This window comes from Shewanella schlegeliana (assembly GCF_016765635.1).
GTDB classification, from domain to species: Bacteria; Pseudomonadota; Gammaproteobacteria; order Enterobacterales; family Shewanellaceae; genus Shewanella; species Shewanella schlegeliana.
Window position 1 is genome coordinate 225,253 of record NZ_JAESVD010000003.1, and the last position, 26,532, is coordinate 251,784.

Sequence of the window (26,532 nt, forward strand, 5' to 3'; positions counted from 1 at the left end):
TATTCCTTAGAAACGGTACTTTACGCCCACTTCATAGGAGCGGCCTTCGTTTGGCTGGCCGTATCCTTCGTAGTGTGACTCATCGAGTAGGTTATTAAGATTAACGTAGGCAGAGAGCTGCGGTGTAATCGATTTATTAATTCCCATATCGACAGTTAAGGTCTCAGACTCCCACTCATCAGAGCGCTCATCAATCAAAATATCGGTGCGGTAACGAACGCGCAGATTACTGTCGATATCTAGCCAAGGTTGATACCAGTTAACAATCGCTGTCACTGTGTCCTTTGGAATATCACGGAAGTAGTCAGAATCACGATCTTCTGTTGTATTGCGAGCATGAGTGTAGGTGTAATCTAGAGACAGACTGATATTCTCACTCAGCTGACTTTGGGTACTGATCTCGATACCGTAAAACTCTGAACTTCCCACGTTTTGATAAACTTCTAGATCCCAACCAGGATCAGTTGGATCTGGCATATAGGTTGATACGATCTTATCGCTCACGTCATGGTAAAACAGACCAATATCGATACTGTTTAATATCTGATGGCTAAAATCATTCTTCCAACCTAAGGTATAACTAGTATTACGCTCAGGTTTAATATCATGACGTGCGCCCGTGTCATCATACATTTCGGTAAAGGTTGCGAAACGAGTTTTTTGCGCAATAGAGCCATAGACTAAGCCTGCATTATCTAAGGTGTAGCTCATACCTAACATAGGATCTAGAGTATCTGAACCATCCTGACCCGATGCTGCATCGTTGTCACGATCTTCAACAACCGTTTGTTTATGCCATGCGATACCTGCAACCACATTTAGTGCACCAAATGTCATGGTATCTTCAGCAGCCAAACTAATGGTATCAAGCTGAGAACGCTCATAATCATGGGAACGTTCAGGGTCTACATATGCAACGTTCTTCTTCTTATGTACATCATTCTTAAAGTTTACAGACAGGCTTAAACTGTTCCAATCGGCTAACGCCATATCGGTAAATAGTGCACCACCGGCCGTGTAGTCACTAAAGCTACTGGTCGCTAATTTAACCTCTTTTTCTGGGTTGCTATAGGAGTCATAACTGTCGTTATGCATATGGTAGTAGCCTAATGCACGCACAGTGAGCCAATCATTAACGCGGTGTAAACCGCTTAAATCCATCCCCGTATCTTTATATTCAGAGATATCGGCAAAGCTACTAAAATCACTAAACACCTTGTTATTACGGGTGTTATAGGGCAATTCACGATCTGAGTCCAAACTAAAAACACTGGCAAATAGTTCGGTGTTTTCGTTAGCGTACCCACCACGAACCCAGATGTTAGTCGACTCGTAAGCCGAGTTTTCACGTTTACCACCATCTTCAACGATCATCTGTTTTGGTAAGTCGCCATATCGGTCTCTAACATCGGACAGTACTGGTTCGAAGTCATTAGACATTCTCATTGCATCACGACCACGGTGATCGACAGATGCAAATAGACTAAAGCCGTTCTTACCTAGGCTAAGTGTACCCGACTGGTAATTTTGCCCCATCTGACCAAAAGACGCTTGTAGATCACCACTAACTCCCTCCTGGCCCTTCTTAGTAATAATGTTAACTACACCACCCATACCATTTGGACCATAAAGCACTGATGACGCACCTTTAACCACATCAATTTTTGCAATGATGTTGGCAGGTATTTGGTTAAGGTCTAACTGACCATAATTAGTTTCATAATAAGGCACACCATCAAGCAAAATAAGCACCTTATCTTGCTCGAACCCCTGGATAGTCAGAAACTTCTCGCCCTTACTTGATTGAGCAACATGTACGCCGGGTAAATAGTCCAGTGCATCGGCAACCGTTTTGGCGCCAATGAGTTCAATCTGCTCAGCAGTCATGGTGTTGTTAATTGCGATATCCCTAACACCTGTTTCCTCTGAAACAACAATCTCACCGAGAGAGAACACATCATTTTTATCACTGGCTACGGCATATTGGCATGCCAACAAACTACTGATGATAACTGCGATTTTAGTATTTTTTGTTTTGATCACCGAAGACTCCGAACTGCTCGTTGTAAGGGGTTACAGGCCTTTAACACCATTAAAGAACCTGCTCACCGAAAATTCGCGCATATCTTATTCTTAATCTTGCGGTACAACTATTTACAAAAGCCAACTCTAGACACTAGTCACCCAATAAAAACCAATAACGACACAACACCATATAATTACAACCAGAAAAGGACAAATAGTCACAACTGGACAAGTTGGCGAGATAATATGTCTACACCTATAAGACTGCAAACTATTGTTTTAATTGCTAATATAGTGGCTGCTGAACTAGCTGATTTTACAGAACGTCTACCACTTAGGCTTACGAGGATGTTGTAGGAATTAGAGAGGACGATACCAGTTAAATTGAACTGTGAGTCATTGCTAACCTCATGATCCACTTTGATAGCGGCTCAATATTTAACACCTTGAAATGGATAAAACTCAGGCATAAAAAAAGCCAGTCTAAAGACTGGCTTTTCATGAGATTGAAACCTATTTCACTAAGGTTAAATGACCGCGTCGCTTCGGCTCTTTAGCCTCCACTTTCTCGGTTTCACCTTCGCTAGTTTCAACATCAGGCTCTTTCAGTACCACCGAAAGCCCTGACTCCTCTTCAGGATCACAATCTAGTTGATACGCTTCTTCCATTTCAAAGACCGTACCCGCCCCATTTTCTCTGGCGTAAATTGCAACGATTGAAGCCATAGGCAACAGTACCTGCTGAGGAACACCGCCAAAACGCGCACTGAACTCAATAAACTCATTAGTGATCTGTAGGCCACCTACAGCACTCTCAGTAATATTAAGTACAATCTGGCCGTCTTTAACATATTGCTGTGGTACTTGTGTGCCTGGCACATAAGCATCAACAACAACGTGGGGCGTTAACTGGTTATCCATCAACCAATCGTAATAAGCCCGCAGCAAGTATGGACGATTTGGGGTTAGCTCTTTCATTAGATACCCATGCGCATTTCGCGCTCAGTCTCAGTCAAAGAAGCTTTGAATGATTCACGATCGAATAAACGTGTCATGTAAGCTTTGATATCTTTAGCTGTACGGCTGTCGAGTTCGATGCCAAGTACAGGTAGACGCCACAATAGTGGGCCAAGATAACAATCTGCTAGACCAAATTCTTCGCTCATGAAGTAAGGCACTTCACCAAAGATAGGTGCAATAGCAGTTAAACCTTCTTGAAGCTCTTTACGAGCTGCATCGGCACGGTCGCCCTTTCTGATACGCTCAACAAGTGCATACCAGTCTTCTTCGATGCGGTGCATCCAAAGACGAGTTTGACCACGTGAAACCGGATAAACAGGCATTAGTGGAGGATGAGGGAAACGCTCATCTAAATACTCCATAATGATGCGAGAGTTATAAAGTACTAGCTCTCTGTCTACCAAAGTTGGCACTGTGTTGTACGGGTTAAGCTCGATCAAGTCTTCAGGGATCTCATTTGGATCAACCTGTAGTACATCAACCGTTACACCTTTTTCAGCAAGCACGATACGTACTTGATGGCTATAAAGGTCGTCTGCACCTGAATACAGGGTCATGATTGAGCGTTTGTTGGCAGCAACAGCCATTGATACCCTCCGGGATTCACAAATCAAAAGCAAAAAATGCAAACACAAACGAGGAGCAAGGCTCCCCGTTTACAATTTGCGGATAATACATTCTAACCTTTATTTGGGGTTAGTGTACATCTTTCCAGTACTCTTTCTTTAAGAGGTAGGCCACAACAAAGAAAATAAATAGGAATCCCATCACCCACCAACCTAAGCGTTCACGCTCAAGCTTGATAGGATCGCCAGAGTAAACCAAGAACCCAGTGATATCTCTAACCACTTGATCATACTCTTCTGGTGATAGCGTTCCGCCAGTTGCCACTAGCGTTCCATCTTCTTGTTTAACTGGAAGACCTTGAAGGCCTTCAAGCACATGCGGCATACCCACCGAAGGAAAAATGGTATTGTTCACGCCAAACGGGCGGCTTTCATCTTCATAAAAACCATGAAGGTATGAATAGATCCAATCTTCACCTCGTACACGGGCAACAAGCGTTAAGTCTGGAGGCGATGCGCCAAACCATTTTGCAGCATCTGCATCAGGAATTGCGTTCTCCATCAGCTCACCAATCTTGGTGCCTTCAGGTAAGTACTTAGCACGCATCTCATCAAGCGGAATGCCTAAGTCTGTTGCAACGCGCTCATAACGTTGATACTGAGTACTATGACAACCAGCACAGTTATTTTGGAACAGATCCAAGCCACGCTGTAAAGACTCTTGGTCATTCAGATCAATGTTAGCCTTCTCTAGAGGTGCTCCGCCACCGGCTGCGAAAGCCAAGGTTGGCACCAATGCAACTAATGCAATCAGTAATTTTTTCATTAGTGTGTCAACCTCTCTGGTACCGGCTTAGTCTTTTCATTCTTACTGTAAATCCATAGGAATAAGAAGAAACCAAAGTAAGTTAGAGTGAAGATACGTGCAGCAATTGTCAGTGCAGGCGTTGCAGGTACCGCCCCCAAGTAACCTAGTACTAGGAACGAGATAGCAAACTGACTGATATTCACCTTATGGATCATGCTGCGGTAACGGATTGACTTAACCTTACAACGGTCTAACCACGGCAATACAAACAGTACAGCGATAGCTAAGCCCATGCCGATAACACCCATTAACTTATCTGGGATAGCACGTAAAATTGCATAGAAAGGTGTAAAGTACCAAACTGGCGCAATATGCTCAGGTGTCTTCATTGGGTTTGCCGCTTCAAAGTTTGGCTTCTCAAGGAAGTAACCACCGCCTTCTGGCATAAAGAACAATACGTAACAGAAGACAATCAAGAAGCCAGCAACGCCCATGATATCTTTCACTGTGTAGTAAGGGTGGAATGGGATACCATCTTTAGGCCAGCCATTCTCATCTTTGTTCTTCTTAATTTCGATGCCATCAGGGTTGTTAGACCCCACTTCATGCAGTGCGATTAGGTGTAGAAATACCAAAACCACAAGTACAAGCGGCAGCGCAATAACGTGCAATGCGAAGAAGCGGTTTAGAGTTGCACCCGACACAACGAAGTCACCACGGATCCACAATGTTAGGTCATCACCAATAACAGGGATTGCACCGAACAAGGAGATAATTACCTGCGCGCCCCAGTAAGACATCTGTCCCCAAGGTAGCAAGTAACCCATAAATGCTTCAGCCATCAACACGAGGAAGATTAGCATACCGAACAGCCATAAGAGCTCTCTAGGCTTCTGGTACGAACCGTAGATTAAACCACGGAACATATGAAGATAGATCACCACAAAGAAGGCAGAGGCCCCGGTGGAGTGCATATACCGCAACAACCAACCGTATTCAACATCACGCATGATGTATTCAATAGAGGCAAACGCGCCTTCGGCTGTTGGCACGTAATTCATTGTTAGCCAGATACCTGTAAGTAACTGGTTAACTAGCACTAACATGGCTAGTGAGCCAAAAAAGTACCAGAAGTTAAAGTTGGTTGGTGTCGCATATTGACCCACGTGACGATTGTACGTAGCGGTCATTGGAATGCGTTCATCAATCCAACTAACAATATTCTTAACCATTACGCATCTCCTTTATCAACACCAATAAGCACAGTGCTATCATCAATATATTGATGTGGAGGAATTACTAGGTTCAATGGTGCTGGTACACCTTGGAATACGCGGCCAGCCATATCAAACTTAGAACCGTGACAAGGACAGAAGAAGCCTGATGCAACCCCTTCGACTTGCTCACCAAATGTGTCAGGTAGGTAAGTTGGAGAACAACCCAAGTGAGTACATAAGCCAACGGCAATAAAATACTCAGCCTTAATTGAACGCTCAGGGTTCTGTGCATATGCAGGCTGCTGAGGCTCAACGGAGTCTGGGTCGCGAAGTTGGGCATCGATTGCTGGCAGACCATCAATGATCTCCTGCGTACGACGAACAACCCATACAGGTTTACCGCGCCACTCAACTCGAATAAGTTGACCTGGCTCTACTTTACTAATATTTACTTCTACCGGCGCACCTGCTGCTTTAGCTTTGGCACTCGGATTCCATGACTTTATAAACGGAACCGCTACAGCTGCGGCACCAGCACCACCCACTACGGCGGTGGCTGCGGTCAGAAATCTGCGACGTCCGGTATCGACTGGCGCTTTGTTCATCCACTTGTCTCCAGAGAGTGTTGGAATTTTTGTTTTATCTATCTTTTCAAAGCTGATTTAAACCGAAATTTAAACCCGAATTTGAGACGCCGCCCATTATAGCCAAAAACTTGAAGCAGATCATAGTTAAAACACTCAACTTAGTTAACTATGTTGGTTTTAATGCTACTTCTGCATAAAAACTATGCATCAGAACCAACAAAAACGGCTATTTTAGTTAGCAGAACATCCTAAATAGTTTCATTCATATTCTTCTAAATTAGTAACTTAGCTCGTTCAAACTCACTTTTTGCAGACTATAACTTGATACTTGACGGAATAGGTAGGAATTAGAGAGCACAATAACTGTGGGTGATAGGTATAAAAAAGGCCTAACTTATCGTTAGGCCTTTTGCAAATTTAAAAAAGACTATTTTCCAGATGAACTATTCATGTACCTGAAGAATTCACTGTCTGGCTCAAGCACCATTACGTCATTCTTACCAGAGAAACTTGCTTTATAAGCATCTAAGCTTCGCATAAAGCTAAAGAACTCAGGATCTTTAGTGTATGCATCGGCGTAAATCTTAGCAGCCTCTGCATCACCTTCACCACGAGTCGTTAAAGCGATACGCTCCGCTTCTGCAGTTTGAATTGTCACACTTGCATCAGTCTTAGCACGGATGATTTCCGCTTGCTCTTGACCTTGAGCACGATGCTCTTTAGCAACGGCTTGACGCTCTGCACGCATACGCTGGTAGATACTGGTACTGACGTTAGCTGGCAAGTTAATTTGCTTAACACGCACATCGACAACTTCAACACCTAAGTCTTTAGCGCTTTCTGCTGCATTTTTAAGTGCATCAGATTGCAATTCATCACGGCTACCAGAAACAATCTCTTTAATAGTACGACGACCAAATTCAGTACGAAGATCGTTGTTGATCTTGCGCTGTAGTAACGTCTCTGCGTTAGCCTTAATACCACCGTTGGTAGATAGGTAATAACGTTCAAAATCTTTAATACGCCACTTCACGTATGAATCGACCATTAAATCTTTTTTCTCAGAGGTTACAAAACGATCTGCTGCACCGTCCAAGGTTTGCACTCGGGCATCCATAAACTTAATTTTATCAAGCATAGGGATCTTCAAGTGAAGTCCTGGAGCATAAACACGCGTCACGCCGTCATCTTTAAGTACCTTACCAAATCGAGAAACGATGGCACGTTCGCCTTCATTCACAACTAAGAGTGAAGATAAAGAGATCGCAATAAGTACCGCTATGATTATCGCTGTAAATCTACCCATCACTTAGTTCCTCCCCGACGAACGTTCACCTCGAGATGGGCGACCATCAAGAGGAATACTGCTGTTAGCATGAGTTGTACTATTCACTGACATAACAGGCGTTGTCGACTTACTCTTAGCACTTGCAGAATTATGCGCTTGGCTATTTTGCATCAGCTTATCTAACGGTAGGTACATCAAGTTACCGCTATTTTTAGCATCGATAAGTACTTTGCTTGTACCGCTCATGACATCTTGCATCGTATCAAAATACATACGTTCACGAGTCACTTCTGGTGCCGCTTGATACTCTGGTAATAGCTGCTCAAAACGAGCCACTTTACCTTTAGCTTCTAAGATTACTCTTTGCTTGTACGCAATTGCTTGTTGATCCATACGCTGCACAGTACCACGAACCTTAGGCTCTAACTGGCGTGAGTATGCTTCAGCTTCACGAATAAAGCGCTGCTCATCCTCTTGTGCTGCAATTGCGTCATCAAAGGCGTCTTTCACCTCTTCAGGCGGACGTGCAGGCAAGAAGTTCACGTCAACAACCATAATACCTAGGTTGTAAGGCTTGATAATTCGCTCAATTTCGTCCCATGTATCACGACGAATTTTATCTCGACCCGTAGTCAAAATATCATCCATAGTGTTGTGACCGATCACATAGCGCAGTGCACTATCTGTCGCTTCACGTAAACTGGCGTCAGCATCGACTACGCTATAGAGGTAATCTTTTGCATTACTCACGCGATACTGAACGTCAAGCTGAACGAGAACGACGTTCTCATCGGCAGTCAGCATGCTTCCAGAAGCTGGAATTGAGCGAACAGTTTGGACGTTTACTGGTGTCACTTCATCAATAAAAGTGGCTTTCCATTGAAGGCCTGGATCAACTTCACCAATATACGCACCGAAACGGAGCTCTACACCCTTCTCAGCTTCTTTTACTGTATAGAAACCTGATAGGCCCCATACAACAACGGCAATAACAAGGACTATGAGTAAGCTGGCACCACTAACGCTGCCACCAGAGCCATTGCCTTTCCCGCCGAAGCGCTTAGAAAGATTACGAAAAACTTCATCTAAATCTGGTGGTCCTTTATCATTACCACCTTTATTGCCATTTCCCCAAGGGTCTTGACCCTTGTTACCGGGCTCGTTCCAAGCCATTTAGTACTCCATAAGTGTATGAAATAAACGAGATTACTAAAATACTTAATTATGCGCCGACAGAGTCGACAACAAAAGTTTCAATTTCACCTTGGCTCTGTTTAACCAATCGGCGCCAATCGGCCTCCAATAAGCGAACAGAGATCATACAGTTCCCCAGATCGTCATACTCTTTCTGCTGTATTACATCCAGTTTATAAAACTGACCAAGATAATGCCCAGCCGAAGCCGGAATTTGCAATGTTAGCTCTAGAACCGCCTTACCAACAAGTTGGTTTACCGCTTCCTCAACTAATTCCAAACCTTTGTTTTGCTGAGCAGAAACCCAGACTCTAATCGGTGTCCCCTCGTCATCGTAGTCAATGCGTGGTTTCACCTCATCCAATAGATCGATTTTATTGCAAACGATCAACTGTGGAATATCTATGGCATCGATCTCCTTGAGCACCTTTTGAACTTGCTCAAAGTTATCGGCCATCTTTTCATCTGCACTATCAACAACATGCAAAAGTAGATCTGCCTGTCGTGTTTCTTGCAGTGTCGCCTTAAATGCAGCGACTAAATCATGGGGCAAATGCCTAATAAAACCAACAGTATCAGCTAAGATAACATCGCCATCTGGCAAGTCTAACTTACGTAACGTTGGATCCAATGTTGCAAAAAGCTGATCTGCAGCATAAACATCAGAGGTCGTTAAGCCGTTAAACAGCGTCGATTTACCGGCGTTGGTGTAGCCCACCAAAGACACGGTTGACATATCGCTTCGCTGTCGTGCTCTACGACTCTGATCACGCTGCTTATCAACTTTTGCTAAGCGGCGGTTAATCGTGCTGATCCGCCCTCTCAATAGACGCCTATCGGTCTCTAATTGAGTTTCACCGGGTCCACGAAGACCAATACCGCCTTTTTGACGTTCTAAATGCGTCCAACCTCTGATCAGGCGCGTTGACATGTGGCGCAATTGCGCTAGCTCCACCTGTAACTTACCTTCGAACGTTCTTGCCCTTTGAGCAAAAATATCCAAGATCAAAGTTGTTCTGTCGAGTACACGACACTCGCACAGCTGCTCAAGGTTACGCTCTTGAGCTGGACTTAATGCATGATTAAAAATCACTACATTGGCATCAGTTGCTGCAACCATCGCAGCCAATTCCTCAGCCTTACCCGAACCAACAAAAAACTTGCGGTCAGGTGAACGACGACTACCAGAGATCACACCGATTGACTGAGCACCAGCCGATTCAACTAAAAGCTTCAGCTCGTCTAAATCTTCTCGGTTATTTTCGTCAGTAAAGTCGATATGGACAAGTACCGCTTTCTCTCCCGCCTCATAACGATCAAACAAAAAGCAATCTCCTTAATAACAAATTACTTGTCGTCGCCATCGTCATGCTGAGCGTTATAGCCAGCTTGAGCGTTAGTCGCTTGGTGATTACTCACGTTAAATGGACGCGAAGGTACCACAGTAGAAATGGCATGCTTGTAAACCATTTGGCTTACTGTATTTTTAAGCAAAATAACAAACTGATCGAAAGACTCAACTTGTCCTTGAAGCTTAATGCCGTTAACAAGATAAATAGATACTGGAACGCGCTCACGACGCAATGCGTTCAAAAACGGGTCTTGTAAAGATTGCCCCTTTGCCATTTTCTAATTTCCTTTTTAATTAAAATTAATAGTTATTCTAATACAATAAAACTTTATCTTTGGTTTTAGTATTATACAGTAGCAGCTAATAATCTAGCGACTATGTTGTATTACTGTTTCAAGATTACTTTTGGCACCACTTTCGAGCCAAATCAAATCAGGCCATCCACGTAACCATGTTAATTGACGTTTTGCCAATTGCCTAGTAGCAACAATAGCTTTTTCGACCATAGTATCATAGTCAATTTCACCATCTAAATACTGCCAACACTGCCTATATCCTACACACCGCATGGATGGTAGGTCTAAATGCAGATCACCTCGTGCCTTTAAACGCTCGACTTCATCAGTAAACCCTAGTGTTAACATGGTTTTAAATCGAGTCTCTATAGCATTATGTAACACCTTTCTGTCGCTCGGCGCAATCGCAAATTGCACCGCTTCGTAAGGGAATGCGTCAGACTTCGTCTTAGTTAGCTCTGTCAAAGATTGACCGCTAATTCGATAAACCTCTAATGCCCTAGCGAGACGCTGTGGATCATTAGGATGAATTCGCTCTGCAGAAACAGGATCAATTTCTCTCAATTGATCATGTAGAACTTGCCAGCCTTGAGCTTCTGCCTCTGCTGCAATCTGCTCTCGAATCGCTTCATCGGCAGCAGGAAGCGGTGATAGCCCCTCCAGCAAAGCTTTGAAATACATCATTGTGCCCCCGACTAGCAAAGGCGTTTTACCGCGACTCAAAATATCTTCAATCTGATTCAAGGCGTCACGTCTAAAATCGGCCGCAGAATAACTCTGTGCTGGGTCGATAATATCAATAAGTCGATGCGGAGCTGCAGCTTGTTCGGCTGCATCGGGCTTAGCGGTGCCGATATCCATCTCTTTGTAAATCAACGCTGAGTCCACAGAGATAATCTCACAGTCATACTGCTTAACAAGCTCAATCGCTAATGCGGTTTTACCTGAGGCAGTAGGCCCCATTAAGGTAATAATTTTCTGTGGTTTTTTATCGGTCACTCTGATTTTCTTTTATCCATTGTTCCCAAGGCAAATCTTGGGATTGATTATAAAGCTCGCCCTGTAGATCGTTAGGTAACGTATTTAGGGCAAACCATGCCTCACTCGCACAGGCAAATCGATTTGTAGCTTGGTCCGCAAGCCACTTTATTATAGCTTCATCGCTTGGTAACTCTAATCTGACCCACTGTAATAGCTCAGGAATTAGAACCGCCAATTGGCTGTTTCTTAGATATGGGGGCACTTTCTTAATAATCAACTGCCCAAGACGAATAGATAGCTCAATACCTAACTTTCGTAATAGCTGTTCACGATTTTCAATAATCTCTGCCCAATCATTATCAACAGCAACGGCTACAGGCATCAATAGAGGCTGACCAATTAGTCCTTGGGCAAACTTAATACCAATTTCAGCTTTTAATACTGCTTTTGTAACCACAGCTATATCGAGTAATGATATTTTATCCTCTTTTATGAGCACCCAATACTTACCAGCTATGATCGGCGGCATATTCACTGTGCCGTGACTTGATGTAGTCATCCCCGCTTGAGCACTTTCTGGTCGTAAAGGCATATTGGAGCTTTGAGGCACTGCAATATCTGTATTTAACAGCTCTCCATAAGCTCGAATACTGCTAGGGGAAGGCGAACTCGCTTGATTGCTTCTAGGGGCAGATTTTAACTCACTTCTATAACGACTACTGCCTGCAGAGTAATCGACTTGCCTAGACGCTGGCTGACTCTCTCTCAAATCAAAATGCGCTGATGACTTGCTTGCGTTATCTGCCGGGTAATGAGCTGCTGCAACAGCGCCCCTTGTTGGAGTCGCCTGCCAGCCCGTTGCTGGCTGCGGTTCAGATTCTGCAGTAACGGGAAGCTGCACCGATTGAGACATCGCAGACTGTAGTGCCTGCAAAATATAATCATGTACATATCGACTCTGGTGGAAACGCACCTCATGCTTGGCAGGGTGGACATTCACATCCACTTGGTGAGGATCCAGCTCCAGCATTAGCACGTAACCTGGCGAGATCCCCTCAGCATATTGGGCAAATGCCTGGCGAACTGCGTGATTAACCAGTCTGTCTTTAACTAGGCGTCCATTAACGTAAAAATACTGAGTCTCACTGTATCCACTCGCAGCATTGGGTGACTGTAAGTAGCCACTCAAGCTTAAATCATTGTGTTGGCACTCGATTTTCAAGCAAGTTTCGGCAAACGCTTTGCCACAAATTTGCCCAAGACGTTGAATATATTGTACCTCAGTATTCGCAGGGCGGTAATTACGTACTGTCTTACCGTTATGCTTAAGAGTGAAATAGATATCACGTCTGGCCAAAGCAATGCGCTTGAGCCACTCATCGATATGGGTGAACTCAGTCTTATCACTCTTTAAAAATCGGCGCCTTGCTGGTGTATTAAAAAACAGATCTACCGCTTCAACAGTTGAGCCTACAGGGTGGGCGGCTGGCAACACTTTTACCGCCATCTCTGTACCTTCAGCTTGAGCCTGCCAAGCCTCTGTCTGCTCGGCGGTGCGCGAGGTTAAAGTCAGCCTAGATACAGAGCTAATACTCGCTAATGCTTCACCACGAAAGCCGAAGCTTAGAATGGCTTCTAAGTCATCGAGAGATTTAAGTTTAGAGGTAGCATGCCGAGACAGGGCTAGGCTTAGATCCTCTTTTGGGATCCCCGAGCCATTATCGCGGATACGAATAAGTTTAGCGCCGCCCTTTTCAATCTCGATATCGACACGAGTGGCACCAGCATCAAGGCTATTCTCAACCAGCTCTTTAATCACAGATGCAGGCCGTTCAACCACCTCACCTGCAGCGATCTGGTTAGCTAATTGTGGCGGTAACTTTTCTATTGCCATGATCTACTCTTAACAGCTTAAGCTCTTGGAATTTTCAGTTTTTGGCCAATTCGAATGCTATTCGAGCTAAGATTATTGGCCTTCTTCAAACTACTTACTGAGATCTTGTAGCGATGTGCAATAACCGACAACGATTCACCACTGCGTACCTTGTGCTCAACACTGCTCTTACTTGCCAACATTGAATTCACTGGAGGGTTAGCTTCAAAATACTTCACCACGCCTTTATGAATGGCTTTAGCTACATTATTTTGATGATCACGTTGTGATAATAATCGCTCTTCTCTTGGGTTAGAGATAAAACCCGTTTCAACTAAAATCGAAGGAATATCAGGCGATTTCAATACTGCAAAACTGGCCGATTCCGGCTTATGCTTATGTAACTTTGTCACTCGCCCAAGGTTAGAAAGCACATCTCCAGCAATGTTATGGCTGATCGCCATAGAGCGATCCATAGACATATCTAACAAGGTCATCGCAAGATACTGCTCATTGTCGGTATTTTGAATAATCTCACCCGCTCCGCCCAGTAGTTCAGAGTGCTTCTCTTTCTGCTCTAACCAACGACCAATTTCACTGTTAGCACGACGCATAGATAAAACCCATACCGACGCACCTTGAGGCTGAGGCGAGGTAAAGGCATCAGCATGAATAGAGATTAAAAGGTCGGCTTTACTGTTACGTGCAATTTCAGAACGCTTATTCAGGTTAACGAAATAATCACCTGTACGCGTCATTACTGCTCGCATACCAGGGGTCGCATTAATTTTTGCCTCGACTTTCTTAGATATCTCTAATACAAGTCTTTTCTCATATATCCCCGTAGGCCCTATAGAGCCAGGATCTTCACCACCGTGACCCGCATCAATTGCAATAACGACATCTCTCAACTGGTTTTTCGGCTTACTAACGGGTGGCTTTTTTGCTGTTGAACCATCGCTATCTAAATCAACCACCAAACGATTTCCGTATGGGGCTGTTGGAGGCAATGCAAATAAGCTCGCTTTTACCGGCTTATTTAGATCAATAACTAAACGTAGAGTTCCTTTTGAAGGGGGAGTGCTCTTGCGCACTTTTTTAACTAATTTACTATTGTTTTTGATCTTATTGAGATCGACTCTATTAGATGACTTCTTCAAATCCACGACCAAGCGATAGGGATTTGTCAGCGTAAAATAGCTGTAATCTGGAGACTGACTCAAGTCGAATACAATTCGGGTAGATTCCGGCGCAGCCCAAATCCTTACGCTTTCGAGTTTATTCGAACTCTGCGCAAAAAATGAAGCCCCGAAAGTAACAAAAAGTAGAAAGAATCTAAATATATTACTGTTTATTATCATTATTATTTATGGCCGCCAGTATTTTCTCACCTTTCGAAGAAAGTGCCTGTAACTCAACCTGCCGTCCAGTATTAACATATTTAATATGGATATGTATATCAGCAGGAGGTAATAAACCATGACCACGATCAGGCCATTCTACGATACAGAGGCTACGCTCAGTAAAGTAATCACGTATTCCCATGAATTCTAACTCTTCTGGATCGTACAAACGATACAGGTCGAAATGATACACGTCTAAGCCGTCTAGCTCATAGGGCTCGACTAGGGTATATGTAGGGCTTTTAACCGCACCGTGATGCCCAAGACTTTGAATAAGTCCGCGACTAAAGGTCGTTTTTCCTGCCCCCAAATCCCCGCTTAAATAAACAGTTAATGGCGGGGTAATGAGTCCTGCTAACTCAGTCCCTAATTTAACGGTTTCTTGCTCATCACTTAAATTTAATGTAATTGCTTGCATACTCATTACGAATCGAAAAGTGTCCTAGTAAAACTCTGCGTAGAATGCAGTACTTTAACCTAATCACCTAGCTTTCTAAACTAGATTTCATTAACTAACTGGCGAATGTAGGGCATCAAATCACTGGCTAACATTCCACGTTCACCTGATTTCGCTGCTAAGTCTGCCGCTTCTCCGTGGATCACTACGCCTAAACAGGCCGCTTCCATTCCCGTGTACCCTTGTGCCATTAGCCCACCAATCACACCTGCAAGCACATCACCACAGCCACCACTCGCTAAACCAGGGTTTCCAACGGGTGCAACAGTTAAGCTTTCACCATTAAAAATTAGCGTTCCGGCGCCCTTAAGTACAATTACACCACCATATTCCTCATGCAGAAGTTCTATTGCCTTAAACCTATCTTGTTCAACCTCTTCAATACTGACTCCAAGCAACCTAGCGGCTTCACCTGGGTGAGGAGTTAATACCCAATCTTTGCGTCTCATCGGCATTCCCTTCAGCTGATTAAGACCATCCGCATCAATCACACAAGGCTTATCACTGAGATCGACGGCCTTAAGCAAGTTGTAGCCCCAATCTCCTGTTCCAAGGCCTGGACCTATGACCAAGGCAGAAGCCCAACCCAGCTTAAGGTAGACTTCCATATCGACCAGCTCACAGCCCCAGAACATCAATTCTGGTCGAGTCGCACTAACGATAAGTTGGTGCTCAGGCCTTGAAATCACCGTCACGAGCCCAGCTCCACTTCTTAAGCAACCTTCAGCAGCGAGCCTTACGGCTCCAGCCATACCATAATCTCCACCAACAATAGAGACTTTGCCACAATCCCCTTTATGGGCATCTCGCCTGCGAGGAACAAATGCTTTTACACACTGACTACTGACAATCTGCATGGCACTTGGTTCAGGTAAAAAGTCTGTTAATCCTAGCTCTGCTATCAAGAGTTCCCCACAATGGTGACGAGCCCTCCCAGTTAACAAACCTTGTTTAACGGCACCAAAGGTCAAGGTCACATCAGCCTCAATCGCAGTGCTTGTATAGCTGCCAGTGTCAGGATTCAGGCCCGATGGCACGTCAAGACTTAGAACCCATGCGTGACTATGATTAACGGCATCGATGACGCTAGTAAGCTCTGCATTTAGTTCACCTGTAATTCCGGTTCCTAATAAGCCATCGACAACCACTTCCGCCTCAGAAATTGCAGTGTTACAAAACTCAACCACCTCGCCACCAGCGGCTAAGAAGCGACTAATGGCACTCTTGAGTTCATCGCTTGGCGTACTCGGCGCTGTGGCTTGTAACGTAACGTCAAAGCCTGCTTCGAGTAGTAAGGAAGCTGTAACATAAGCATCTGCGCCATTGTTTCCATGTCCCGCTAAGACTAAAACCTCGTTAGTGTTTGCTTGCCTCTCACTTAATAATTGAAAAGCTGCAGCCCCCGCTCTTTCTACCAATTGATACAAGCTGACACCACCACTATTGACGGCACTCAATTCCGCAGCTCTAACCTGTTTAGTTAAAAAAAGGGATGTCGGTAATAAGTTCGCTTGACGCATATCAGGGTTCCTGAAGATAGGGGAATAACTAATGTAGTAGCTTATAGCCAAAGGCTTAAGTGCAAATGAAAGCTAAACCTCAATAGATAACCTAAGTTTGATCTACCACAATTATAGCGGCTTGCTTCATTTGAATTTTAGTCAAAAAAGGCACCTCTCGGTGCCTTAACGATGAATACCTGTGGCCCTAGATATCATCCATTCGAATACTGCTGTGGACTAGACGTTGCTGCTGGATCCTTTCCACTCTAACGAGATCTTCCAGTGCGCCCTTGGTTTCGGCAGTAGCTGAGGAGTTCGCCGTTTTCTCTAACAATGCAATTAAACTGTTATCAAGCTTTAGATGTAGTTCTAGCACATCATCTTCACTCATGCTCCCAGGCAGTGTTAACTTCTGGCAGTGTCCAATGAAGTCCTCAAAAACGATATCTTTATACCAAGTATCTAGAACTTTTTTAGGCGCGTCATCGATGTAATTTTCAAGCTTTTCAGCAGTATTACGCTCATGCTGCTGAAAGTAGCCTAACATCAACTTAACTCTTGAAGAGTCAGCTTGAACCTGCAAACGGCTATAGAGTTGCGCCATCTCTATGCGGCATCTCGCCACATAATCTAAAAGTTCACTGAGTTGTTGAATACGCATTTTGAGCTCCTTAGTCCGCCACATCAATGTGACACGTCCAAATTTTAGTCAGTTTTAATTATGGTATGAAAAAACGACTTATTATTTGAACGCAGTCAAATTTTAGAAAACGCAAACCGGCTTACTTTAGACATTATGAAAGAAACTAGCACTCGATCACGTAATGATTCTCTATAAAGACATGGCAATAAAAAATAGCACTGGTAAAAATTAATATGTATTCAGGAAGTTCTACACGAAAGTTTGAAGAGAGCTTTTGACTTTAACAAGAGTGATTTAATAAGCGTTGGGCCAAACCCGCTCTTTAAACAAACAGGTCTATACCTTGGCAAAAAAAGGGGTATCAACATCTTCAACGAGCATAACTGAGCTAATGTCGCATAAACATTTTTGATCTTTATTAATATTTGCAGCTGAGATTTAATCAGGAATTTCTAGGAGGAAGATTGGAGCGACTTTAGGTTTAAACAAGAGTGATTCTAACAAGAGTGGGTTCGAACCCGGCTCTTTATGCAAACAGATCTATACCTTGGCAAAAAAGGGGTATCAACATCTTCAACGAGCATAACTGAGCTAATGTCGCATAAACATTTTTGATCTTTATTAATATTTGCAGCTGAGATTTAATCAGGAATTTCTAGGAGGAAGATTGGAGCGACTTTAGGTTTAAACAAGAGTGATTCTAACAAGAGTGGGTTCGAACCCGGCTCTTTATGCAAACAGGTCTATACCTTGGCAAAAAAAGAGGTATCAACATTTTCTACGAGCATAACCGAGCTAATGTCGCATAAACATTTTTGATCTTTATTAATATTTGCAGCTGAGATTTAATCAGGAATTTCGAGTAGGAAGATTGGAGCGACATATCGGGTTCGAACCGATGACCTATACCTTGGCAAGGTATCGCTCTACCAACTGAGCTAATGTCGCATAAATCTTTAAATTGGAGCGACATATCGGGTTCGAACCGATGACCTATACCTTGGCAAGGTATCGCTCTACCAACTGAGCTAATGTCGCATAAATCTTTAAATTGGAGCGACATATCGGGTTCGAACCGATGACCTATACCTTGGCAAGGTATCGCTCTACCAACTGAGCTAATGTCGCGTAAATCTTTTTTTACTTACCGGACTTGGTGTTCCAATAAGTTTAAATTTGAACGACATATCGGCTTCGAAACAAATAATCGATGACCTTTACCTTTGCAAGGTATCGCCCTTTTGCTCTAACAAAGAGTCAACTGAGCTAATGTCGCGTAAATCTTTTAAATTGGAGCGACATATCGGGTTCGAACCGATGACCTATACCTTGGCAAGGTATCGCTCTACCAACTGAGCTAATGTCGCATAAATCTTTAAATTGGAGCGACATATCGGGTTCGAACCGATGACCTATACCTTGGCAAGGTATCGCTCTACCAACTGAGCTAATGTCGCGTAAATCTTTTTTACTTACCGGACTTGGTGTTCCCATAAGTTTTAATTTGGAGCGACATATCGGGTTCGAACCGATGACCTATACCTTGGCAAGGTATCGCTCTACCAACTGAGCTAATGTCGCATTTCAACTTTCTTTTATAACCACTAAGTTTGCCACTTAGCGAAAAGTTGAGGCCGCATTATATGAAAATTTCCCTACTCTGCAACCCTTTCTTTCAAATAATCTGACTGATTGGTTAAATTCTAAATACTTTAGTTCGATAAAACTGCAATTCGGCGATAGACTCTTCGATATCTTGTAAAGCTTGGTGAGTGTTCTTCTTGCTAAAGCCCTCCATTGCAGATGGTTCCCAACGACGAACAAGCTCTTTAATTGTACTCACATCGATATTTCGATAGTGGAAGTAGTCTTCAAGTGCTGGCATATAACGATTTAAGAAGCGACGGTCTTGACCAATACTATTACCACACATAGGTGAAACACCCGCTGGCACATATTGCGATAAAAAGGTGATAGTCTGCTCAATCGCTTCTTCTTCACTAACCGTACTCGCTCTCACGCGGTCAATAAGACCAGACTCGCCGTGATGCTTTTGGTTCCAGTCATCCATCAAAGCAAGCTGCTCATCAGACTGATGGATAGCAAGAACAGGCCCTTGCGCAATAATATTGAGCTCTTTATCTGTCACTATCGTGGCAATTTCAATAATTCTGTCAACGTCAGGCTCAAGTCCTGTCATTTCCAAATCGACCCAAATCAAATTGTTTTCATCTATAGCCATAAAGCGACCTGTTATTCCTGTTAGCCTAAATTCAGGCTTTTTTATTCTAGACCGTGTATCATACTGGTTTTTTAAGCAACACAAAATCACCTTTATCATTGAAGACTAATACGTGAGTAAAAAGAAACCGCTAAGCCATGGTCAATTACGCAGAATGCGGACCAACCAAAAAAAGAAATTACAGAGCCGCGATGCGGGTGAAACGACTGACCTACAAGACAGTACGTTAGGCCCTGAGCAGCAAGGCACCATTATTTCTCGCTTCGGCCAACACGCTGACGTCGAGACAGATGGAGGCCACCTTGCCCGCTGCAATATTCGTCGTAATATTAAAAGCCTAGTTACAGGTGATAAGGTTCTCGTACGACTAGCACTAACCAGCGAGTCTGGAGCAAGCCGTATTGAAGGTGTCGTAGAGGCTGTGCATCCAAGACATTCTCAACTTTCACGCCCAGATCTTTATGATGGGGTGAAAATCATCGCCGCCAATATCGATCAGATTTTGATTGTCACCTCAACACAGCCCGCGTTCACCACCCAAATTATCGACCGTTATCTTGTGGCAGCCGAAGATACTGGTATTGAACCTGTCATCATCTTGAATAAAGTTGATTTGATAACGCCAGAAGAAGCACCTGAGATCGATGCGGCGCTTGAACGCTACAAGGCGATCGGCTATCGAGTCTACCGTGTCAGTAGCAAAACAGGTGAAGGTGTTGAGCAACTTCATGCGCTAATGGACAACAAGGTGAACGTATTTGTAGGTCAATCTGGTGTTGGCAAGTCATCGATGATCAATGCCATGATGCCCGATGCGGAACTACTTACCGGTGACATATCTGAAAACTCAGGCCTAGGTCAACACACCACCACCACGGCAAAACTGCTACATATCTCAACTGGTGGAGATTTAATTGACTCACCGGGTGTACGAGAATTTGCTCTATGGCATCTGCCAGCAGACAGAGTAGGTTGGTGCTTCATTGAGTTTAGAGATTATTTAGGGACTTGTAAGTTTAGGGACTGCAAACACTTAAATGATCCAGGCTGTTCTATTACAGAAGCCTTTAAAGCAGGTGAGATCACCGAAGACAGATACAATAATTACCACCGTATTATTGCCAGTCTGGACGAGCAGAGACATGCTCGTCACTTCAGAGCCGGTCCAGACGAGTAGTCACGACATATTAATTAAGCACGTAATTTAAAATCAGCGAATAACTAAGATTATTATGTTTTCCTACGATAATTTATGTCGTACAACAGCTCGCTGGTTTTATAAAATATAGATAAGATTTCACCCTAGGTGAAAAGATTAAAGGATATTGAAATTGGATAAGATCAAAATTGCCCTGCAGTACATAATGCCAAAGCACCTGCTTTCTCGTATGGTAGGGAAACTCGCGGCTGCCGAAATGGGCTCAGTGACTACAGCCGCTATTAACTGGTTTATCAAGCAATACAAGATTGATATGAGCGAAGCTGCGGAACCTGAAGCTAAAGCTTACTCAACCTTCAACGACTTTTTTACCCGCGCACTAAAGCCTGGCATTCGTCCACTGTGCGACGACAAAGACTATATTGTTCACCCTGTCGACGGCGCTATAAGCCAACTTGGTCCAATTAAAGAGGGACGTATTTTTCAGGCAAAAGGACATGATTATTCTTCACTTGCATTGCTAGGTGATCAAGCTGAAGATGCTAAGCGTTTTGAAGGCGGTGACTTTGCCACCATTTATCTGGCTCCTAAAGATTATCACCGCATTCACATGCCAATTAAGGGTACCCTGTCTAAGATGACTTATGTACCTGGTGAACTTTTCTCTGTTAACCCGTTAACAGCCGAAAACGTTCCTGGACTATTTGCGCGTAATGAACGTGTTGTCGCCATTTTTGAGACAGAAATAGGTCCAATGGCAATGGTATTAGTTGGCGCAACAATCGTGGCAAGTATCGAAACGGTTTGGGCGGGTACAGTAACACCACCAACAGGCAAGAAAGTGTTCACATGGGATTACCCAACTGAAGGTCCTAATGCACTGACCCTTGAGAAAGGTGCCGAGATGGGTCGATTCAAGCTAGGTAGTACTGTAGTAATGCTTTTTGCCAAAGACGCACTCGATGAATTTGCTGATGGAGTAGAACCAAAGAGCGTGACTCGTATGGGTCAAGCCTTTGCAAAAATCGAAGACTAGCCTCTAAGGGATGCATGGACAATAAAAAGACAGGGCTGTTAGAACTACACTTCGCGGTACTACTTTTCGGTGGTACCGCTTTATTTTCAAAGCTTATTCCCCTTAGTGCACTCGATATCACTGTGTTGCGCTGCGTCGTAGCTGCCACAGTGCTAGCGTTAATCGTCAAACTAAGCAAACAACGACTTTCGTTAAACGCAGCCAGAGACTACTTTATAGCGATAGCCCTTGGCATCATCATCAGCCTGCACTGGGTTACCTACTTTGCCTCGATGCAACTCTCATCTGTTGCCATCGGCATGATCGCCTTTTTTACCTATCCGGTAATGACGGTTTTGATCGAACCCATAGTCACCAAAACGAAACTCAAGTTGGCCGATGTCATCAGTGGCATAGTGGTGCTTATTGGCGTATCACTGCTGATCCCAGAGGCAAGTCTAGGTAATGATGTCACCTTAGGTATTGCTATCGGCATTTTATCCGCCGCGCTATTTACCGCTCGCAATCTGCTGCATAAACGCTACTTCACCGCCTACAGTGGCAAACAAGCTATGTTCTATCAAACCTCTGTTGCCGTGTTCTTTTTGGCCCCTTGGCTAAATGTGGAGCTAAGCAGCATAGAGCAAAATGTATGGTGGTTAATTATTTTACTAGGAGTGGTTTTTACTGCAGTCCCCCACGCCCTATTTACATCGGCACTAAGGCTCCTAAGTGCAAAAACCGTTGGACTAGTCTCCTGCCTGCAACCTTTTTATGGTGCCATGTTAGCTTTGTTATTACTCGATGAAGAGTTAGCGCTCAAAACCGTCATCGGTGGAACCTTAGTCATTGCTACCGCACTGTTTGAAACGCAGCAGAGTCATAAGTCAAATCGGGTGAAAAAGACTGCTTAGAGCGATTTATTTATCAAGCTAACTTGGCTAATATGGAGAGGTCTTTTCTTGCCTTATTCATACTCTTATCATGCATCGTTTTTTACTGCTTCTGCTATGTCTATTCGCTTTATCGGCTAACGCTAACTCGCCACTTCAAATTGATAAGCGTTTAGGGCTCACGCCTACCAACAGCGAGTCGACACCACAAGAGCAGCTCAGTCTACTCGAAGACAAGATCCATGACTTAGTCCTGACAGAAAATAGTGCGCGCGAACTAATAAGTAACTATGCAAAACATAAGCAAAACTTACTAAGCCAAATTGAAGATGCACAACAGCCACCTCGCAGCTTAGATCAACAGGATATCAACCAGCAGGCTTCACTCGCCTATCTGCGTTTATCGGAACTAAAAGATGTTGAAATAAGCTTAGGCCAAAAAATAAATGCGCTAATTAAGTCCCATAGCGAGTTGCCCGATGCACTCGTTAATGCCCGTGCTGCATTACAGAAACATAAAAAAATTCGTATTGGTGAAGAGCAAACCATTAATAATCAGCTCTTAATTGCGCAAGGACGCCTCTATGAGCAAGATGTCAAAACACTCGAAGCGCTATTGGCGAGCAGTCAAAAAGAGATCGACTTAAACCAGCTGCAACTCAAGTTAGTACGCGAGCAGTTGGCTCAACAGGAACTGTTAATTGAGCGCTTGAACCAAGAGATCGTTATACAGAGACAAGCGCGCACCGAAGCGGCTATTGCAGGCAGTTTATTACCAGGTGACAAAACCCACGACCCCATCGCCCAAGAACTTAGCGATAGTAACTTAATTTATGGTGAGAAATTAAAAGAGCTGAATCATAAAATCAGCCTTACCCTTACACAGCAGGAACAAGCCGAAGCCCAATACCAAGCTCAGGCTAAACAGCTAACCACAATCCAACAGCAGATCGGCTGGATTAAGCTAAATTCAGCCTTTGGTGAGCGCTTCTTGCAGATGCTACAAGCGCTACCTAAGCCACCAAATCAAGATCCACTGCAGAACGAGATAGCCAACACTCGACTCGCTCGCTACCAGATAGAGCAGGCACAAACTCTAAATAGTCAGCAAGTCACCTCTATTGGTGCCGATAATTCCTTACAGGCTAAACTGCTCTCCTCTCAAGGCATGTTACTGCAGCAACTGTTGCAAAGTTACGATCAGTACCTGAGTGAGCTGGCCGATCTTAGAGTCAGCTATGAGCAGCTAAACCAGCAATATCTAACACTTAAAAGCACACTCAACGAACACCTATTCTGGGTGCCCAACGCGAACAGTATCGGTAGCCTATGGATCACCGATCTTCATCAGAGCATTCAGTGGATGCTACAGCAAGCCCCTTGGGGTCAAATGCAGAGCTCGTTCGATGAACAAGGCAACCTGTGGTCATGGTGGCTAATACTGTTTGTGCTCAGCATCATAGCTCAAGATATTTTGACACCGAAATTTAAATCGGCGATGCGTCGTGAACTGCCTTTTGTCGGCAACGTAACTCAAGATAAATTTATCTATACATTCCATGTGCTTATCAACTCGCTAGGCTATAGTCTACTCAAACCACTGCCTATCGTGTTAGCAGGCGGGATCTTCTATCTATCGAGCCATAACTTCGTCTCTGCCATCGGTATGGGGATAATGGCACTCGGCCTGCTCTATCAACTTTATCGTTTTATCTACCTACTGGCACTGGACAGAGGCTTATTGATTAACCACTTTAAGTCACCAAGAAGTATTGTTCGCTCAGGGCAGGAACGCTTTAGACAGTTCACTATTATGGCGGCGCCATTCTTAGCGATTATGGCCTTTACCGAGGTGATTGATACCTCTCTAGTTCGCAACAGTCTCGGCCGTGGGGCATTTATTATCTTCTGTTTAATGCTGTTTTGGTTTTACAAAGATATGCTCAGCCTATCTAACAAAGAAAATACCGCCGATCACAGTAAGAATAAGAAACTGCTGCAAAAGCTGCTGTGGGCCATGCTAATAATCATGCCGCTCGCCTGTGCTGTATTGGCTTTCCAAGGCTACTACTACACTGCATTCCAGATGTTCCTACAGCTACAATTATCATTGATATTTGGACTTGGGTTCTTACTGCTATTCAACTTAATCAAGCGATGGATGTTAATTGAACGTCGCCGTATTGCCTTCGAACGAGCTAAGGCCAAACGTGCTGAAGTGTTGGCACAGCGTGAGAAAGGTGAGGTAAGCGTCAACGAACAAGGCGATACTTACGAAGAGCCGATTGTCGATCTAGAGACCATATCCAGCCAGTCATTAGGCTTAGTGCGCTCACTACTGCTGCTAGCCTTCTTAGCCAGCATCGTTGGTCTATGGACTCAAACCCACACCGCACTGTTTTCACTGCTTGACGGCGTCACCCTGTGGTCCAGTAACACCACAATTAACGGTATAGAGCAGCAGATCCCGATAACTCTGAAGTCACTGCTGCTATCGCTGATCATCGTTGGTTTCTCCATGATGATAGCTACCAATCTACCCGGCCTTATCGAGCTAACGATTCTGCAGAGGCTAGATCTCAGTCAAGGCACTGGCTTTGCCTTAACCACCGTCAGCCGCTATTTAGTAGTGATGTTTGGTGTGCTTGCAGGCTTCTCCACCTTAGGAATGGAATGGTCTAAACTGCAGTGGCTGGTTGCCGCCCTCTCGGTTGGTTTAGGTTTCGGTCTGCAAGAGATCTTCGCTAACTTTATCTCTGGTCTGATTATTCTATTTGAGAAACCTGTGCGTATTGGCGATACCGTCACCATCCGCGATCTCACTGGTACAGTGAGTAAAATCCAAATTCGTGCGACGACTATTATCGACTGGGATAGAAAAGAGATCATCGTTCCCAATAAAGCTTTTATTACCGAGCAGCTGATTAACTGGTCGCTATCGGACCCTATCACGCGAGTGATAATCTATGTTTCAGTGGCTCGCGACTCAGATCCGGCGCGAGTAGAGGCGGCGCTTTATCAAGCCGTGCAAGAGTGTGACGATGCGCTACTCTCACCAGAGCCTGAGGTGTGGTTTGCCGGCTTTGGCCAACATACCCAAGATTTCGAAGTACGCGCTTATGCAAAAGATATGGGTACCCGTTGGCCGCTTAAGCACAAGCTACATAAACAGATCAGCAAGAAACTACGTGAGAACGATCTAGAGCTGGCTTACCCACAGCTTGAGGTGCATCTATCTTCTAACCAGAGTAAAGACGTACAAAGCTTATTAAGAAGCTAAATTGACGTCGATTGAGGTTCCATTATGATGATATTTGCCCACCGAGGCGCCAGTGGTTATCTGGCTGAAAATACCCTTGCAGCCTTTGCAAAAGCCGTCGAACTCGGCGCCACAGCGGTTGAACTCGATGTTCACCTAGTTGAGGATGAGCTATATGTCTTTCACGATCGACGCCTAGAGCCGAAAAGTTCAGGAATAGGCCTAATTGAAGAGCTCACTAAGCAAGCATTAAGCGAGATTAACATAGCTGGCGAGCCGATTCCGACATTAACCCAAGTGTTAGACCTGCTTAAGCCCCACAACACCTTAGTCAACATTGAGCTAAAGGGCTTAGGCTGTCTCGACGCCTTTATCGCGCTTTATCCTAAACTTATCGGTGAGCTTGGGTATGATAGAAGCAAACTGCTTATGTCATCATTTAATCACCCCTTCTTGGCATCACTAAAGCGGCGGTTTCCAAACGCTATAGTGGCCCCGCTAATCGAAGGGGTGCCACTTGAGCTTGCTAAAGTGGTCAGCCAACTCGATGCATACTCAATCCACCTTGGTTTAAACTTTACCACTCAAGAGATGGTTGATGATGCCCATAAACGCGGTGCCAAGGTCTACGTCTATACAGTCGATAACCTTGAGGATCTCGATATGCTCAAACAGATGGGCGTCGATGGAATATTCACAAATTACCCAGACCGAGCCATCGCCCACCTCAACCCAAGTTAAGCAGTATTAAAA

The 26,532-nt window shown here is 44.2% G+C and carries 22 protein-coding genes and 6 tRNA genes; 5 read left to right on the forward strand and 23 right to left on the reverse strand.

Annotation, left to right across the window (positions count from 1 at the left end; genetic code table 11):
* Positions 1 to 6: 6 nt before the first annotated feature.
* From JMA39_RS06395 to orn, 23 genes are all read right to left on the reverse strand, one after another.
* Positions 7 to 2,043 (reverse strand): TonB-dependent receptor plug domain-containing protein, encoded by a 2,037-nt coding sequence (locus tag JMA39_RS06395; protein ID WP_202721005.1) that lies wholly within the window; start codon positions 2,041 to 2,043, stop codon positions 7 to 9.
* A 495-nt stretch (positions 2,044 to 2,538) separates the two neighbouring features.
* Positions 2,539 to 3,003: a ClpXP protease specificity-enhancing factor gene (locus JMA39_RS06400; RefSeq protein WP_202721006.1), complete on the reverse strand. Its 465-nt coding sequence runs from the start codon at positions 3,001 to 3,003 to the stop codon at positions 2,539 to 2,541.
* Positions 3,003 to 3,632 (reverse strand): stringent starvation protein SspA, encoded by a 630-nt coding sequence (gene sspA / locus JMA39_RS06405; RefSeq protein WP_012156731.1) that lies wholly within the window; start codon positions 3,630 to 3,632, stop codon positions 3,003 to 3,005. The genes JMA39_RS06400 and sspA overlap by 1 nt, the downstream gene beginning before the upstream one ends.
* Positions 3,633 to 3,741: 109 nt before the next feature.
* Positions 3,742 to 4,437, reverse strand: coding sequence for a cytochrome c1 (locus JMA39_RS06410; protein ID WP_202721009.1), 696 nt, complete (start codon positions 4,435 to 4,437; stop codon positions 3,742 to 3,744).
* Positions 4,437 to 5,651: a cytochrome b gene (locus tag JMA39_RS06415; protein ID WP_202721010.1), complete on the reverse strand. Its 1,215-nt coding sequence runs from the start codon at positions 5,649 to 5,651 to the stop codon at positions 4,437 to 4,439. The genes JMA39_RS06410 and JMA39_RS06415 overlap by 1 nt, the downstream gene beginning before the upstream one ends.
* On the reverse strand, positions 5,651 to 6,241 hold the full coding sequence (gene petA, locus JMA39_RS06420; RefSeq protein ID WP_202721011.1) for a ubiquinol-cytochrome c reductase iron-sulfur subunit: 591 nt from the start codon (positions 6,239 to 6,241) through the stop codon (positions 5,651 to 5,653). The genes JMA39_RS06415 and petA overlap by 1 nt, the downstream gene beginning before the upstream one ends.
* Before the next feature lie 409 nt (positions 6,242 to 6,650).
* On the reverse strand, positions 6,651 to 7,529 hold the full coding sequence (gene hflC, locus JMA39_RS06425; RefSeq protein ID WP_202721012.1) for a protease modulator HflC: 879 nt from the start codon (positions 7,527 to 7,529) through the stop codon (positions 6,651 to 6,653).
* A gap of 3 nt (positions 7,530 to 7,532) precedes the next feature.
* A complete protein-coding gene (hflK, locus tag JMA39_RS06430) occupies positions 7,533 to 8,684 on the reverse strand; it encodes an FtsH protease activity modulator HflK (RefSeq protein ID WP_202721013.1) in 1,152 nt (383 codons plus the stop codon).
* A gap of 49 nt (positions 8,685 to 8,733) precedes the next feature.
* Entirely contained in the window at positions 8,734 to 10,029 is a 1,296-nt protein-coding gene (hflX, locus tag JMA39_RS06435; RefSeq protein ID WP_202721014.1) for a ribosome rescue GTPase HflX, read from the reverse strand.
* 23 nt (positions 10,030 to 10,052) lie between these two features.
* Positions 10,053 to 10,331, reverse strand: coding sequence for an RNA chaperone Hfq (gene hfq, locus JMA39_RS06440; protein ID WP_028766005.1), 279 nt, complete (start codon positions 10,329 to 10,331; stop codon positions 10,053 to 10,055).
* A gap of 93 nt (positions 10,332 to 10,424) precedes the next feature.
* Positions 10,425 to 11,315 (reverse strand): tRNA (adenosine(37)-N6)-dimethylallyltransferase MiaA, encoded by an 891-nt coding sequence (miaA, locus tag JMA39_RS06445; protein WP_220741565.1) that lies wholly within the window; start codon positions 11,313 to 11,315, stop codon positions 10,425 to 10,427.
* Positions 11,316 to 11,340: 25 nt separating this feature from the next.
* Positions 11,341 to 13,227, reverse strand: a complete 1,887-nt coding sequence (mutL, locus tag JMA39_RS06450) for a DNA mismatch repair endonuclease MutL (protein ID WP_202721016.1) — start codon at positions 13,225 to 13,227, stop codon at positions 11,341 to 11,343.
* A 17-nt stretch (positions 13,228 to 13,244) separates the two neighbouring features.
* Complete coding sequence (locus tag JMA39_RS06455) at positions 13,245 to 14,567, reverse strand: N-acetylmuramoyl-L-alanine amidase (RefSeq protein WP_202721017.1); 1,323 nt, start codon at positions 14,565 to 14,567, stop codon at positions 13,245 to 13,247.
* The gene (gene tsaE, locus JMA39_RS06460) at positions 14,551 to 15,027 is read right to left on the reverse strand and encodes a tRNA (adenosine(37)-N6)-threonylcarbamoyltransferase complex ATPase subunit type 1 TsaE (protein ID WP_202721304.1); all 477 of its coding nucleotides are present in this window, start codon (positions 15,025 to 15,027) and stop codon (positions 14,551 to 14,553) included. The genes JMA39_RS06455 and tsaE overlap by 17 nt, the downstream gene beginning before the upstream one ends.
* Positions 15,028 to 15,107: 80 nt before the next feature.
* The gene (locus JMA39_RS06465) at positions 15,108 to 16,586 is read right to left on the reverse strand and encodes an NAD(P)H-hydrate dehydratase (RefSeq protein ID WP_202721018.1); all 1,479 of its coding nucleotides are present in this window, start codon (positions 16,584 to 16,586) and stop codon (positions 15,108 to 15,110) included.
* Positions 16,587 to 16,773: 187 nt separating this feature from the next.
* Positions 16,774 to 17,229: a hypothetical protein gene (locus JMA39_RS06470; RefSeq protein ID WP_202721019.1), complete on the reverse strand. Its 456-nt coding sequence runs from the start codon at positions 17,227 to 17,229 to the stop codon at positions 16,774 to 16,776.
* A gap of 854 nt (positions 17,230 to 18,083) precedes the next feature.
* Positions 18,084 to 18,159 (reverse strand) — tRNA-Gly (locus tag JMA39_RS06475).
* A 14-nt stretch (positions 18,160 to 18,173) separates the two neighbouring features.
* Positions 18,174 to 18,249 (reverse strand) — tRNA-Gly (locus JMA39_RS06480).
* Positions 18,250 to 18,263: 14 nt separating this feature from the next.
* Positions 18,264 to 18,339 (reverse strand) — tRNA-Gly (locus JMA39_RS06485).
* A gap of 163 nt (positions 18,340 to 18,502) precedes the next feature.
* Positions 18,503 to 18,578, reverse strand: a tRNA-Gly gene (locus JMA39_RS06490).
* Between the two features lie 14 nt (positions 18,579 to 18,592).
* Positions 18,593 to 18,668 (reverse strand) — tRNA-Gly (locus tag JMA39_RS06495).
* 48 nt (positions 18,669 to 18,716) lie between these two features.
* Positions 18,717 to 18,792: transfer RNA gene (locus JMA39_RS06500), tRNA-Gly, on the reverse strand.
* A gap of 115 nt (positions 18,793 to 18,907) precedes the next feature.
* Positions 18,908 to 19,453 (reverse strand): oligoribonuclease, encoded by a 546-nt coding sequence (gene orn / locus JMA39_RS06505; protein WP_202721020.1) that lies wholly within the window; start codon positions 19,451 to 19,453, stop codon positions 18,908 to 18,910.
* A gap of 112 nt (positions 19,454 to 19,565) precedes the next feature.
* On the opposite strand from orn, the gene rsgA reads away from it, so the two are divergent.
* The 5 genes from rsgA to JMA39_RS06530 all read left to right on the forward strand — a co-directional run bounded on the left by rsgA (position 19,566) and on the right by JMA39_RS06530 (position 26,520).
* The gene (rsgA, locus tag JMA39_RS06510; protein WP_202721021.1) at positions 19,566 to 20,630 is read left to right on the forward strand and encodes a small ribosomal subunit biogenesis GTPase RsgA; all 1,065 of its coding nucleotides are present in this window, start codon (positions 19,566 to 19,568) and stop codon (positions 20,628 to 20,630) included.
* A gap of 154 nt (positions 20,631 to 20,784) precedes the next feature.
* Positions 20,785 to 21,648 (forward strand): archaetidylserine decarboxylase, encoded by an 864-nt coding sequence (asd, locus tag JMA39_RS06515; RefSeq protein ID WP_202721022.1) that lies wholly within the window; start codon positions 20,785 to 20,787, stop codon positions 21,646 to 21,648.
* Between the two features lie 14 nt (positions 21,649 to 21,662).
* Complete coding sequence (locus tag JMA39_RS06520) at positions 21,663 to 22,541, forward strand: DMT family transporter (protein ID WP_202721023.1); 879 nt, start codon at positions 21,663 to 21,665, stop codon at positions 22,539 to 22,541.
* A gap of 70 nt (positions 22,542 to 22,611) precedes the next feature.
* Positions 22,612 to 25,800, forward strand: coding sequence for a mechanosensitive ion channel domain-containing protein (locus JMA39_RS06525; protein WP_202721024.1), 3,189 nt, complete (start codon positions 22,612 to 22,614; stop codon positions 25,798 to 25,800).
* A gap of 24 nt (positions 25,801 to 25,824) precedes the next feature.
* Positions 25,825 to 26,520 carry a glycerophosphodiester phosphodiesterase gene (locus JMA39_RS06530; RefSeq protein WP_202721025.1) on the forward strand — a complete coding sequence of 232 codons (696 nt, stop codon included), beginning with the start codon at positions 25,825 to 25,827 and terminating at the stop codon, positions 26,518 to 26,520.
* The last annotated feature ends 12 nt before the right edge of the window (positions 26,521 to 26,532 follow it).

Coding starts and splice junctions, on each gene's coding strand:
- JMA39_RS06400 (WP_202721006.1), bottom strand. CDS start 3,003: ATGAAAGAGCTAACCCCAAATCGTCCATACTTGCTGCGGGCTTATTAC.
- sspA (WP_012156731.1), bottom strand. CDS start 3,632: ATGGCTGTTGCTGCCAACAAACGCTCAATCATGACCCTGTATTCAGGT.
- JMA39_RS06410 (WP_202721009.1), bottom strand. CDS start 4,437: ATGAAAAAATTACTGATTGCATTAGTTGCATTGGTGCCAACCTTGGCT.
- JMA39_RS06415 (WP_202721010.1), bottom strand. CDS start 5,651: ATGGTTAAGAATATTGTTAGTTGGATTGATGAACGCATTCCAATGACC.
- petA (WP_202721011.1), bottom strand. CDS start 6,241: ATGAACAAAGCGCCAGTCGATACCGGACGTCGCAGATTTCTGACCGCA.
- hflC (WP_202721012.1), bottom strand. CDS start 7,529: ATGGGTAGATTTACAGCGATAATCATAGCGGTACTTATTGCGATCTCT.
- hflK (WP_202721013.1), bottom strand. CDS start 8,684: ATGGCTTGGAACGAGCCCGGTAACAAGGGTCAAGACCCTTGGGGAAAT.
- hfq (WP_028766005.1), bottom strand. CDS start 10,331: ATGGCAAAGGGGCAATCTTTACAAGACCCGTTTTTGAACGCATTGCGT.
- miaA (WP_220741565.1), bottom strand. CDS start 11,315: ATGGGGCCTACTGCCTCAGGTAAAACCGCATTAGCGATTGAGCTTGTT.
- mutL (WP_202721016.1), bottom strand. CDS start 13,227: ATGGCAATAGAAAAGTTACCGCCACAATTAGCTAACCAGATCGCTGCA.
- JMA39_RS06455 (WP_202721017.1), bottom strand. CDS start 14,567: ATGATAATAAACAGTAATATATTTAGATTCTTTCTACTTTTTGTTACT.
- tsaE (WP_202721304.1), bottom strand. CDS start 15,027: ATGCAAGCAATTACATTAAATTTAAGTGATGAGCAAGAAACCGTTAAA.
- JMA39_RS06465 (WP_202721018.1), bottom strand. CDS start 16,586: ATGCGTCAAGCGAACTTATTACCGACATCCCTTTTTTTAACTAAACAG.
- JMA39_RS06470 (WP_202721019.1), bottom strand. CDS start 17,229: ATGCGTATTCAACAACTCAGTGAACTTTTAGATTATGTGGCGAGATGC.
- orn (WP_202721020.1), bottom strand. CDS start 19,453: ATGGCTATAGATGAAAACAATTTGATTTGGGTCGATTTGGAAATGACA.
- JMA39_RS06520 (WP_202721023.1), top strand. CDS start 21,663: ATGGACAATAAAAAGACAGGGCTGTTAGAACTACACTTCGCGGTACTA.
- JMA39_RS06525 (WP_202721024.1), top strand. CDS start 22,612: ATGCATCGTTTTTTACTGCTTCTGCTATGTCTATTCGCTTTATCGGCT.
- JMA39_RS06530 (WP_202721025.1), top strand. CDS start 25,825: ATGATGATATTTGCCCACCGAGGCGCCAGTGGTTATCTGGCTGAAAAT.